This window comes from Saccharothrix longispora (genome assembly GCF_031455225.1).
Taxonomy (GTDB): Bacteria; Actinomycetota; Actinomycetes; order Mycobacteriales; family Pseudonocardiaceae; genus Actinosynnema; species Actinosynnema longispora.
The window spans coordinates 7,889,434-7,901,339 of sequence record NZ_JAVDSG010000001.1; the positions used below are offsets into that span (position 1 = coordinate 7,889,434).

At 72.9% G+C, this 11,906-nt stretch carries 10 protein-coding genes and 2 tRNA genes; 2 read left to right on the top strand and 10 right to left on the bottom strand.

The window, feature by feature from the left end:
• Nucleotides 1–332: 332 nt before the first annotated feature.
• A tRNA-Lys gene (locus tag J2S66_RS34655) sits at nt 333–405 on the bottom strand.
• 235 nt (nt 406–640) lie between these two features.
• Between J2S66_RS34655 and J2S66_RS34660 the strand changes: the two genes are divergently transcribed.
• Nucleotides 641–1,840, top strand: coding sequence for a L,D-transpeptidase (locus tag J2S66_RS34660; RefSeq protein WP_310313318.1), 1,200 nt, complete (start codon nt 641–643; stop codon nt 1,838–1,840).
• On the opposite strand, the gene J2S66_RS34665 is transcribed toward J2S66_RS34660, so the two are convergent.
• From J2S66_RS34665 to J2S66_RS34680, 4 genes are all read right to left on the bottom strand, one after another.
• The gene (locus J2S66_RS34665; protein WP_310313321.1) at nt 1,841–3,475 is read right to left on the bottom strand and encodes an ABC-F family ATP-binding cassette domain-containing protein; all 1,635 of its coding nucleotides are present in this window, start codon (nt 3,473–3,475) and stop codon (nt 1,841–1,843) included.
• Nucleotides 3,476–3,534: 59 nt separating this feature from the next.
• Nucleotides 3,535–3,610, bottom strand: a tRNA-His gene (locus J2S66_RS34670).
• 63 nt (nt 3,611–3,673) lie between these two features.
• On the bottom strand, nt 3,674–4,285 hold the full coding sequence (orn, locus tag J2S66_RS34675; RefSeq protein WP_310313324.1) for an oligoribonuclease: 612 nt from the start codon (nt 4,283–4,285) through the stop codon (nt 3,674–3,676).
• 68 nt (nt 4,286–4,353) lie between these two features.
• On the bottom strand, nt 4,354–5,643 hold the full coding sequence (locus tag J2S66_RS34680) for an MFS transporter (protein WP_310313327.1): 1,290 nt from the start codon (nt 5,641–5,643) through the stop codon (nt 4,354–4,356).
• Between the two features lie 71 nt (nt 5,644–5,714).
• Between J2S66_RS34680 and J2S66_RS34685 the strand changes: the two genes are divergently transcribed.
• The gene (locus J2S66_RS34685; protein WP_310313330.1) at nt 5,715–6,689 is read left to right on the top strand and encodes a GlxA family transcriptional regulator; all 975 of its coding nucleotides are present in this window, start codon (nt 5,715–5,717) and stop codon (nt 6,687–6,689) included.
• Between the two features lie 4 nt (nt 6,690–6,693).
• Here J2S66_RS34685 and J2S66_RS34690 read toward each other — a convergent pair whose 3' ends face one another.
• The 5 genes from J2S66_RS34690 to J2S66_RS34710 all read right to left on the bottom strand — a co-directional run bounded on the left by J2S66_RS34690 (nt 6,694) and on the right by J2S66_RS34710 (nt 11,814).
• The gene (locus J2S66_RS34690; protein WP_310313333.1) at nt 6,694–8,241 is read right to left on the bottom strand and encodes a PH domain-containing protein; all 1,548 of its coding nucleotides are present in this window, start codon (nt 8,239–8,241) and stop codon (nt 6,694–6,696) included.
• Nucleotides 8,238–8,729: a PH domain-containing protein gene (locus tag J2S66_RS34695; protein WP_306748973.1), complete on the bottom strand. Its 492-nt coding sequence runs from the start codon at nt 8,727–8,729 to the stop codon at nt 8,238–8,240. The genes J2S66_RS34690 and J2S66_RS34695 overlap by 4 nt, the downstream gene beginning before the upstream one ends.
• A gap of 468 nt (nt 8,730–9,197) precedes the next feature.
• Nucleotides 9,198–10,778, bottom strand: a complete 1,581-nt coding sequence (locus tag J2S66_RS34700) for an AMP-binding protein (RefSeq protein ID WP_310313338.1) — start codon at nt 10,776–10,778, stop codon at nt 9,198–9,200.
• A gap of 128 nt (nt 10,779–10,906) precedes the next feature.
• Nucleotides 10,907–11,104 (bottom strand): hypothetical protein, encoded by a 198-nt coding sequence (locus J2S66_RS34705; protein ID WP_306748977.1) that lies wholly within the window; start codon nt 11,102–11,104, stop codon nt 10,907–10,909.
• 236 nt (nt 11,105–11,340) lie between these two features.
• Nucleotides 11,341–11,814 carry a MarR family winged helix-turn-helix transcriptional regulator gene (locus tag J2S66_RS34710; protein WP_310313344.1) on the bottom strand — a complete coding sequence of 158 codons (474 nt, stop codon included), beginning with the start codon at nt 11,812–11,814 and terminating at the stop codon, nt 11,341–11,343.
• Between the last annotated feature and the right edge of the window lie 92 nt (nt 11,815–11,906).

The following is an 11,906-nucleotide window of genomic DNA, read 5'->3' on the forward strand; positions in this document are numbered from 1 at the left end:
GGAACCCGCGCGTCGTGCTCGCCGTCCTGGCGACCGTTTCCGGCTTCGGGGCAGTGGTGGTCGTCGCCCCCGTGATAGCCGAATGGTTCTTCACGTGCTGGCCTGGCCGTATTGGATAGTTGGCTAAGCTAAACTTTTGAGAGGGGAACATGCCGGTGGAAACCCACTTATGTAGAGGTCGAAGATTCAGCGTCAGAACCCCTGTGGCCCCTACGTGACCGAAGGGGCGGAGAGTTCGTCTCCGCCCCTTCGGCGTGCATCCGGCAGGTTGGATCAATATGCGTACAACACAAAAAGGACCACCGGTCAGGGTGGCCCTCTTCGCTGTGTTGTGCGCCGCCAGGGACTCGAACCCCGAACCCGCTGATTAAGAGTCAGCTGCTCTGCCAGTTGAGCTAGCGGCGCTCGGACCTTGTTGCTCCGTCCGACGTGGAGAACATTAGCACAGCATCTCTCGCGGCTCCCAATCGCCTGGTCAGGGCGGGTGTGCCCGCCTTCGTCCGGGGGGAACTTCGCCTTGGTAACGATCCAGCATCACGGGCAACATCGTCAACCCTCCGGGCGTCCCCTTGTCAGGGGATGCCGAAGCACTCGTGTGCAGTCAGTACCGGCGTTCCGGAACTTGAGCGGAGGACGTGGGATGGCTCGTAGCCGGGGGGCGCGCGGAGCGCTGGGGATCGTCGCGATGGGGGTGGTCGTGACGATGATCACTGGTTGTTCGTCGGGGGAGGCGAGCACGGGGGCGGCCGGGGAGCCGTCCGGAACGTCGACGTCGTCCGCTCCGCCACCCAAGCCCGTGTCGCTGAGCACCGGGCCCGCGGACGCGGCGGTGGACGTGCCGCCCGGGCAGCCGGTCGTCGCCACGGCCGCGGACGGGAAGATCACCTCGGTGTCGCTGACCAACCCGGAGGGCGTGGCGGTCGCCGGGCAGGTGAGCCCGGACGGTCTGCAGTGGACCAACACCGAGCCGCTGGGATACCAGAAGACCTACACGCTCGCGGTGACCGGTCAGGGGGCCGACGGGGCGACGGTCACCAAGACCTCGACGTTCACCACGGTCAAGCCGCGCACGCTGACCTACCTGTCGGTCAACCCGCTCGACGGCACCACGGTCGGCGTCGGCCAGCCGCTCGCGTTCTACTTCGACGAGCCGATCGCGGACAAGCCGGCCGCCGAGGCGATGATCTCCATCACCACGGAGCCCAAGGTCGAGGGCGCCTTCTACTGGTTCGACGAGGAGACCGTGCACTGGCGCCCGCAGAACTACTGGACGCCCGGCACCAAGGTGACCATCAACGCCAGGATCTACGGCAAGCACGTCGGCAACGGCGTGTACGGCGAGGAGGACCGGGTCGTCACCACGACCATCGGCGACGCCGTGGTGCACGAGGCCGACGGCGCGACGCACCAGGTCGTCACCAAGGTCAACGGCCAGGTCGTGCGCACCATGCCCACGTCGATGGGCGACGCCCAGAACCCGACGCCCACCGGGACCTACGTGCTGACGGAGAAGCACGCCCACATGGTCATGGACTCCCGCACCTACGGCCTGTCGCTGGAGGCGGGCGGTTACGTGACGCCGGTCGACTGGGCGTTCCGGATGTCGAACAGCGGCATCTTCTTCCACGGCGCGCCGTGGTCGGTGGGCGACCAGGGGCACCGCAACGTCAGCCACGGCTGCCTGAACCTGTCGCCGGAGAACGCCAAGTGGGTGTTCGACAACTCGAAGCAGGGCGACGTCGTCGTCGTCACCAACAGCGGCGGCCCGGCGCTGCAACCCTGGGACGGGTTCGGCGACTGGCAGATCCCGTGGGACCAGTGGGTCAAGGGGAACCGCTGATCACAGGTCCGTGACACGACCCGCCGCCACCTCCAGGCGGCGGGTCGTGCGCACCGCGGTCAGCATCCGCCGGTCGTGGGTGACCAGCAGCAGCGTCCCGGTGTAGGACTCCAGGGCCGCTTCGAGCTGCTCGATCGCGGGCAGGTCGAGGTGGTTCGTCGGCTCGTCCAGCACGAGCAGGTTCACGCCCCGCGCCTGGAGCAGCGCCAGCGCGGCACGGGTGCGCTCACCCGGTGACAGCGACGCGGCGGGCCGCAGCACGTGCGCCGCCTTCAGCCCGAACTTCGCCAGCAGCGTGCGCACGTCGGCGGGCACGAGGTCGGGCACGGCCGCGCCGAACGCGTCCAGCAGCGCCTCCGGCCCCAGGAACAGCCCGCGCGCCTGGTCGACCTCGCCGACGACCACCCCGGAGCCCAGCGACGCCGACCCGGACGTCACCGGCACCCGGCCGAGCAGGGCGCCCAGCAGGGTGGACTTGCCCGCACCGTTCGCGCCGGTGATGGCCACGCGGTCCGCCCAGTCCACCTGGAGGTCGACCGGGCCGAGGGTGAAGCCGCCGCGGGTCACCACGGCCGACCGCAGCACCGCCACCACCGAGCCGGACCGGGGTGCGGCGGCGATCTCCATCCGCAGCTCCCACTCCTTGCGCGGCTCCTCCACGACGTCCAGCCGCTCGATCAGCCGCTCGGTCTGCCGGGCCTTCGACGCCTGCTTCTCGGTGGCCTCGGTGCGGAACTTGCGGCCGACCTTGTCGTTGTCGGGGGCCTTGCGGCGGGCGTTCTTGACGCCCTTCTCCATCCACGCCCGCTGGGACCGGGCGCGGGCCTCCAGCGCCGACCGGGTGTCGGCGTACTCCTCGTAGTCCTCGCGGGCGTGCCGGCGGGCCACCTCGCGCTCCTCCAGGTACGACTCGTACCCGCCGCCGTAGGTCCGCACCTCCTGCTGCGCCAGGTCCAGCTCCACCACCCGGGTGACGGTGCGCGCCAGGAACTCCCGGTCGTGCGACACCAGCACGGTGCCCGCCCGCAGCCCGGTGACGAACGCCTCCAGCCTGGCCAGCCCGTCGAGGTCCAGGTCGTTGGTCGGCTCGTCGAGCAGGAACACGTCGTACCGGCTGAGCAGCAGCGACGCCATGCCCGCGCGGGCCGCCTGACCGCCGGAGAGGGCCGTCATGGGCTGGTCGAGCGACACGCCGAACCCGAGCGACGCGGCGACCTCCTCGGCGCGCTCGTCCAGGTCCGCGCCGCCGAGGGCCAGCCACCGCTCCAGCGCACCGGAGTAGGTGTCGTCGTGGTCCTCGCCCGCCGTGAGCAGCTCGGTGGCCCGGTCGAGGGCGGCCTGCGCGTCGGCGACGCCCGTGCGCCGCGCCAGGAACCCGCGGACCGTCTCGCCGGGGCGCCGGTCCGGCTCCTGCGGCAGGTGGCCGACGGTGGCCGTGGCGGGGGAGAGGCGGACGGTGCCCTGTTCGGCGGGCAGCAGGCCGGCCAGGGTGCGCAGGAGGGTGGACTTGCCGGCGCCGTTGGCCCCGACGAGCCCGATCACGTCACCGGGCGCGACCACGAGGTCCAACCCGGAGAACAGCACGCGGTCACCGTGCCCCGCGGCCAGGTCCTTCGCGACGAGCGTGGCGCTCACAACAGCTCCCCTGGGCAAAAGAAGACGCCCCCCGACGTGGTGTCGGAGGGCGTTCCGCTTGGGGTGAGTGACGGGACTTGAACCCGCGACACCTGGGATCACAACCCAGTGCTCTGCCAGCTGAGCTACACCCACCAAGACCGGTTGACCCGGCGGGGAGAAGCATACAGTGCCGTCCCACCGAGTTCGAAATCGGCCCTACCCCACCCCGTCGGCGGCCAGGAGTTCGCTGGCCACGGCCTGTGCCTGCTCCGAGGTCGGCCCCGGCTGCGGCACGAACGCGGTGCGCCGGTAGTACGCCAGCTCCCGGATGGACTCCCGGATGTCGGCGAGCGCCCGGTGCGCGAGGCCCTTGCCCGGCTGCGCGTAGTAGATGCGCGGGTACCAGCGCCGGCACAGCTCCTTGATGGACGACACGTCGACCATCCGGTAGTGCAGGTGGGCGTCCAGCTCCGGCATGTCGCGGGCGATGAAGCCGCGGTCGGTGGCGATCGAGTTGCCCGCCAGCGGCGCGGTGCGCGGGTCGGGCACCCACTCCTTGACGTAGGCGAGCACCAGGGCCTCGGCCTCGGCGAGCGACACGGTGGACCGCCGCACCTCCTCGGTGAGGCCCGACTTGGCGTGCATCTGCACGACGACGTCCGGCATCGAGCCGAGCGCGGTGTCGTCGGCGTGGATGACCACGTCGACCCCTTCGCCGAGCACGTTCAGCTCGGCGTCGGTCACCAGCGCCGCGATCTCGATCAGCGCGTCCTTGCCGAGGTCGAGGCCGGTCATCTCGCAGTCGATCCACACCAGTCGATCCATCACCCGCGCGAGCCTAGTCGCCTGGTGGCGCGGGTCCGTGCCCCTCCTGCCGGAGGCCGCTACCGATCCGGTCACGCCCGCACCGGGTCGGCGTCGGGCGTCGCCGGTTCCGGCCGCCGGCCGCGCACCTTCATCGACAGGAACGCGGCGCCGATGCTGAGCGCGCCCGCCACGTACCAGGCGGGGGCGTAGTCGCCGAGGTGGTCGCGGGTGAGGCCCGCGGCGGTGGCGGCGAACGCGGCGCCGATCTGGTGCGAGGCGAACACCCAGCCGAACACGACGGGCGCGGACAGGCCGAACACCTCGCGGCACAGGGCCACGGTCGGCGGCACGGTGGCCACCCAGTCGAGTCCGTAGAAGATGATGAACACGAGCATCGACGGGTGCACCGAGTCGTGGAACAGCTGCGGCAGCACGAGGAGCGACGCGCCGCGCAGGGCGTAGTAGACGGCCAGCAGGACGCGGCTGTCGACGCGGTCGGTGAGCCAGCCGGACAGCACGGTGCCGGCGATGTCGAACACGCCGACGAGGGCGAGCAGACCCGCGGCCGTGGTGGTGGGCATGCCGTGGTCGTGCGCGGCGGGGATGAAGTGGGTGCCGACCAGGCCGTTGGTGGTGGCGCCGCAGATCGCGAACCCGGCGGCGAGGAACCAGAACGGGCCGGTGCGCGCGGCGGAGGTCAGCGCGCCGATCGCGCGGCGGGCGGCGCCGGGCCCGGTCGCCGGGACGGGCACGACCTCGGTGCCGCCGTAGGGCGGGACGCCGACGTCGGCGGGGTGCTCGCGCAGGAGCAGCAGCACCAGCGGCACCACCGCGAGGGCCGCCGCGGAGACCACCAGGGACGCCGTGCGCCAGCCGGACGACTCGGACAGGGCGGCCACGACGGGCAGGAACACGAGCTGGCCCGTCGCGCCGCCCGCGGTGAGGACGCCGGTGACCAGTCCGCGGTGCTTGACGAACCAGCGGCCGGTGATGGTCGCGACGAACGCCAGCGCCATCGAGCCGGTGCCCAGGCCCACCAGCACGCCCCAGAACAGCACCAGCTGCCACGCGGTGGTCATGAACACGGTCAGGCCGCTGCCCACGGCGACGAGCGTCAGCGCGGACGCCACGACGCGGCGGACGCCGAAGCGCTCCATCAGGGCGGCGGCGAACGGCGCGGTCAGGCCGAAGAGGAGCAGGTTGACCGACACGGCGAGGCCGATGGTGCCGGTGGACCAGCCGAACTCCTCCCGGAGCGGCTGGATCAACGCGCCCGGCGTGGCGCGGAACGCCGCCGCGCCGACGAGTGCGACGAACGCGACACCCGCGACGACCCACGCCAGGTTCTGCTTGCTGCGGACACCACCCGGAAGGCTCACGCCGAGAAGGGTGCGCGACCGGGTGGGTCGACGGAAGTGGCCTGATGGCCATCATGTGCAAGAATCGGGCCATGGAGCGCCGACACCCGATCGCCGTGCTCGCCCTGGACCACGTCGTCGGGTTCGACCTGGGCGCGCCTACGCAGGTCTTCAACGCCGCCCGCGACGAGGACGGGCGGCGGCTGTACGACGTGCGGGTGTGCACGCCGGGCCGTGCGCCGGTGCGCAGCTCGGCCGGGTTCACGGTCACCCCGGACCACGGCCTGGAGCTGCTCGCCGAGGCGGACACGGTGGTCGTCTCCGGTGTCGGTCACGGCTCGCGGGTGCTCGCGGACGGCACGGTCGAGCCGGAGGTGCGCGACGCCCTGCGCGCCGCCGCCGACCGGGGCGCGCGGGTGATGTCCGTCTGCACGGGCGCGTTCGTGCTCGCCGCCGCCGGTCTGCTCGACGGCAGGCGGGCCACCACGCACTGGGCGCACGCCGACAACTTCCGCGGGCTGTTCCCGCACGTCGACCTCGACCCGGACGTGCTGTTCGTCGACGAGGGCGACGTGCTCACCTCCGCGGGCGTCGGCGCGGGCGTCGACCTGTGCCTGCACCTGGTCCGCAACGACCACGGCAGCGAGGTCGCGAACATGGCGGCCCGCCGCTGCGTCGTCCCGCCGTGGCGGCCGGGCGGCCAGTCCCAGTACATCGTGCGCCCGGTCCCAGAGGTCGCCGACACCTCCACCGCGGCGGCCCGCGCGTGGGCGCTGGAGCACCTCGCCGAACCGCTCGACCTGCGTTCGCTGGCCGACCGGTCGCGGATGAGCGTGCGCACCTTCACCCGCCGGTTCCGCGAGGAGACCGGCGCGAGCCCCGGCAAGTGGATCACCCAGCAGCGCGTGGAGCGGGCCCGCCACCTGCTGGAGACCACGGACCTGGCGATCGACCAGGTGGCGCGGCACGCCGGGTTCGGCACGGGCGCGGCGCTGCGCCAGCAGATGACGGCGGTGCTGGGCGTGCCGCCGAGCGTCTACCGCACCGCGTTCCGCTCGGCCGTCTAGCGCCTCACCGCTCCAGGAAGGGGCGGAGCAGGTCGGGCACGGCGGCGTCGGCCAGGGCCAGGCCGTCGGCCTCCCCGATGTCGACCGCGTGGTACGCGCCGTCACCCGCCGCGGTGGTGGCCGAGACGGTGAGCAGGTTCGCGCGGCGCTGGAAGAACGAGCGGGAGAAGCGCCAGCCGATGATGCCGGTGCGTTGCAGCGCCACGGTTTCGCGGATCGCGGAGCCCTGGCGGACGACCAGGTAGCGGTCGGTCAGCGCGTGGCCGAGGGAGCGGTAGCGGTCCCAGCCGAGCAGCGCGGAGAACGGCACGAGGGCCAGCACCGCCTGCCACGTCCACGCCGGCGCGGTCCAGGCGAGCACGCCGGCGAGCACCAGCAGCGGCACGACGGCGCGCACGAGCCGCCTGCGCAGGGCGGCGATCGGGTGCCGGCGCAACGGGACCAGCGTCGGCGACGACTCCTGCCGCAGCACGGTCGCCGACACGCGGTGGGCCTCCGCGACCGGGGCGGCGGGCAGCAGCAGGTTGCTCTCGCCCTTGCTCCCCAACCCGGTGGTGACGGTGCGGGCGTGGGCGCCGCGACCGGCGCGCAGCAGCAGCGGTTCCACGAGTTCCACGCCGCGCAGCCGCTGCTCGGCCACGGACACCGAGCGCGTGGTGAGCAGTCCCCGTCGGACGCGCACGGTGTCGTCGGGCTCGCGGGTCAGCCGGTAGCCCCAGAACTGCACGACGTACACGAGCACCGAGCCGAGGGTGGCGATCAGCGCCACGACCCCGGTGACGAGCGCGACGGTGAGCAGCACGGGCTGGTCGACGACCCAGTGCGCGGTGTCGGTCAGCGGGCCGAGGACCTCGACTTCCAGCTCCCGCGCGAAGTTCATGGCGAACCCGAACAGCGCGCCCGCCGCGACCAGGCCGGACAGCGTCAGCGGGGCGTAGCGCAGCCAGCGGGTGTCCCATGTGGACAGCACGACGCCGGGCCGCGCCTCCCCTTGCCCCGCGGGGGTTTCCGGGCGCGCGACGGTGAGCAGCAGCACGCGCAGCCGTTCGGCCTCGGCGGAGGACACCGCGTCGAGCGTCAACCCGTCCTCGCCCGGCTGGTCGCGCTGCCCGGTGCCGACGCGGACGGCGGACAGCCCGAACAGCCGGTGGCCCAGCTTCGCGGTCAGGTCGACGGTGCGGATGCGGTCGCGCGGCACGGCGAGGCGCTTGCGCACGAACAGGCCGGTGCGCAGCTCGACCTGCTCGGTGGTGATGCGGTACCGGGTGGTGATCCAGCGCAGCAGGCCGAACAGCACGATCGCCACGACCACGCCGACGCTGCTCAGGATGCGCCACGTCTCACCGGTGCCGAGCACCAGCAGGCCGACGAACAGCGGCACGAGGCCCAGCAGCTCGTTGAGCGGTCGGACGATGAGCATCCGCACGTCGAGGCGGTGCCAGTCGACGACGGGCTCGGCGTACGCCGGGGCGGCGGGGAAGTCTGCGGGTGCGGGTGGGGCCGCGGGTGCGGGAGGGTTGGCGGACGCGGGCGGCGGCACGTCGGCGGTCACGTGGCGTCACCCGGCGTCGCCTGCGTGGTGGTGGTCAGCTCGTCGGCCAACCGGACCGCGTCGTCGTGGGCGAGGCCCTCGATGTGCACGGGGCCGGCGGCCGACGCCGTCGTGACCGTCACGGTGGACAGCCCCAGCAACTGCTGGAGCGGCCCTCGCTTGGTGTCCACGGTCTGGATGCGGGACACCGGGGCGATGCGCCACTCCTGGTTGAGCCAGCCGGCCAGGGTGTAGACGGCGTCCGGGGTGGCCTCCCAGCGGTGCACCCGGTACCGCCAGCGCGGCATCACCAGGGTGTGCGCGGCGCCCAGGACCAGCGTCCCGACCGCGGCGGCGACCTGCCACGGCGACCGGACGAACACCAGCGCGACCGCCTGGGGCGCCAGCAGCACCAGCCAGCCGATCAGCGCGTGGAGGGTCCAGAGGGTGATCGACTTGCGGCTCACCTGGTGCCGCGGCGCACGCAGGCGCAGGACTTCGCTGCTCACGCCGTCCACTGTGCCTCAAGGCCGGGTCCGCACGTGCGCGAACCCGGCCTTGAGCGGTGTCACGGCTGCGCTGAGTAGGGTGGGTGGAAGACCGTCGAGGCATCGGCCGTCGCGGCGTCCAAGGCGGCCGCGGTGGGTGCGGCGACGACGACTGCGAGGCCGGCGCAGAGTGCCAGCGCGGCCAGGACCTTGCGCAGGGAGGGCACGACCATCGTCGAACTCCGTTCGATAGGGCGCGGCGCGCCACGGGCGAGGGGCCGCGCCGCGTGACACCCGCCGGCGGCGGCGCGTCCGAACCTCATCGCACCACCGCCGCTTCGTCGGGAACGCAGGGGGAAACGTCCAAGCGGAGCATGGCACACCGGGTCATCGCGGTCATCACCCACTTTCGTCGTCCTCCACTGGGCAGCCCTCCGGGAGTGCGGCCTCCACCGCACCCGGTCGTCGCCCACCGCACGGGCCGGGGGCTCACGCCAGTTCGCGTTTCAGCACCTTCCCGGTCGCGTTGCGGGGCAGCGCTTCGAGGAAGACCACGTCGCGCGGGATGGAGAACCGCGCCAGGTTGTCTCGCACGTGGTCGCGCACCGCGTCGGCGTCGAGCGAGCCGGGTTCCTCGCGCACCACGTACGCGGCGAGCCGCTGCCCGAACCGCTCGTCCGGCACGCCCACGACGGCGACCTCGCGCACCCCGTCGAGGGCGGCCAGCAGGTCCTCGACCTCGCGCGGGTACACGTTCTCGCCGCCGGAGACGATCATCTCGTCGTCGCGGCCCGCCACGTACAGCAGGCCCTCCTCGTCGCGGTGCCCCAGGTCACCGGTGGACATGAGACCGTCGCGGACCTCCTTGCCGCTGCCGTTGGTGTAGCCGTCGAACAGCATCTCGTTGGCCACGAAGATGCGGCCGGTGACGCCGGGGGGCACCGGTCGGCCGTCGTCGTCGAGGACCTCCAGGCGGGTGCCGCGCGGCGGCCGGCCCGCGGTGTCGGGGTGGCGGGCCAGCTCGTCGGGCCGGGCGATGCTGACCCAGGAGACCTCGGTGGAGCCGTAGAGGTTGTAGAGGACGGGGCCGAACACGGCCAGGCAGCGGCGGGCCACCGGCGGCGGCAGCGCCGAACCGCTGGAGGCGATCACCCGCAGCGCCGGCAGCGCGGGCCGCGACTCCAGTTCCAGGACCCGCTGGAGCATCACGGGCACCGCGAACAGCGCGTCGCTGCGGTGGGTCCGGGCGTCGTCGAGGGTGAGCGCGGGGTCGAACTTCCGGCGCAGCACCAGCGTCGCGCCCAGCACGAGCGCGATCTGGAACGCCGCGAGGCCCCAGGTGTGGAACAGCGGCGCGGGCACGGAGAACCGGTCGCCCGCGCGGAGCGGGATGCGCGAGAGCAGCGCGGCGGCCGGGGTGAGGCTGGCCGGTTCGGGTCGCCTGGCGCCCTTGGGCGCGCCGGTCGTGCCGGAGGTCAGCACGACCATCCGGCCGCGCGGTGGGCGCCTGGGCAGGGGCGTCGCGGGGGAGGCCGCGATCAGGTCCTCCAGGGTCCTGCCCCCGGCGGTCCCCTCGACCCAGGCCACGAGCCGGTGGACCTCGCGCGGCGCGTCGACCAGCAGGTCGCCGAACTCGGTGTCGGCGACGACGACGGCCACGTCCTGCTCGCGCAGCACGGTGGCGACCTGGCCCGCGCTCAGGCCGGTGTTGAGCAGCACGACGTGCGCGCCGAGCTTCACCGAGGCGGTCACGGTCTCCACGAACCCGCGGTGGTTGCGGCACAGCACCGCGACCTTCGTGCCCGCGCCCACGCCGAGGTCGCGCAGGCCGTGGGCGAGGCGGGTGGTGCGCTCGTCGACCTCGGCGAAGGTCAGCGCGCCGCCGTCGTCCACGATCGCGGGCCGGTCGGGGTGCCGGGCCGCGCCGTGGGCGTAGCCGAAGGCGATCGTCAGGTCCCACCGGAGGTACGCGCCCAGCACGCCCAGCAGCCGGCCCGGCGCCATCGGCCGCACCACCCCGGCGCGCACCAGCGTGACCAGTGCGCGCAGCGCTCCCGCGACCCGGTTCACCGGACGACCCGCGGGGCGAGGCCGGTGGAACCCGTCGAGCCGGTGACGAAGTAGGTAGCCACAGCCCGATACTGGCATTACCTACCCACGAGTAGGAAGAGTGCGCGGTGAAATCGGGGCGCGCCCGGTCAGTTCTCGGGCGTGCCGGACGCGTTCACCACCGCGTCGCGCAGGGCCGCGCGCAGGCGGCCGACCTCCAGCGGTGTGAGGACGGCCGCCTCACCCGGCGGCACGGTCACCACCACGTGCCCCTGGCTCACGAAGACCGTCATGTCACGGCGACGGGACGCGATGTCGCGGCACGCGATCTGCCACTCCTTGCTCATGCCCACGGTCCCTCTCCCTCCCACTGCTCGACACGGGTGCTCGGGCCGACCCGGGCGCTCGCGAAGGGGAGACGCACGCGGGTCGGTGCCATGACGGGAAAGTCCCGGGCAGCAGTGCCGAGCTGCCGACAGCGTCGCACGAGGTCGCCGATCGGGTCACCTGGGTGGGTGAAAAACAGCGGACCCTCAGCGGATCGTGATAATCGGGCGGCGGTCCGACCTGGGGCGGCACCCGGTCAGAGGCAGGACCCGTGGTCCGGGCGGTGCGCGGAGGCGATCAGGCGTTCGAGCAGGCCCCGCAGCAGGTGCAGCTCGTCCGGCGCCAGCTCGGCGGTGAACTCCTCCTCGGCCTCGGACTGGAGGCGTGCGACCTCGGCCTGCACGGCCCGGCCGCGCTCGGTGAGGGCGGGCACGCGCACGCGCCGGTCGTGCGGGTCCGGCTTGCGCACGATCAGCCCCGCCCGTTCGAGGCGGTCCAGCTCCGCGGTCAGCGTCGTCTTGTCCACCGCCAGCGCCTGGCCGAGGGCCAGCTGCGTGCGCGGGAAGTCGGCGTTGGCCAGGGCGCCGAGCACGAGTTGCCCGCGCGGGGTGACGCCGTGCCCGGCCGCCGCCTCCTGGGCGATCGCGCCCAGCTTCTGCGCCGCGCGGTGCAGGAGCCAGTTGAGGTCGGCCCGCTTGGCGCACGCGGACTCGGCGACGGAATCGGGCATGAGGGGATCATACGCCGCAGGTCAGACGTTCCGATCTAAGAAGTTCTTGACTCGGAAGGACTGTGGTCGTAAGTTCTTAATCGAGAAGTTCT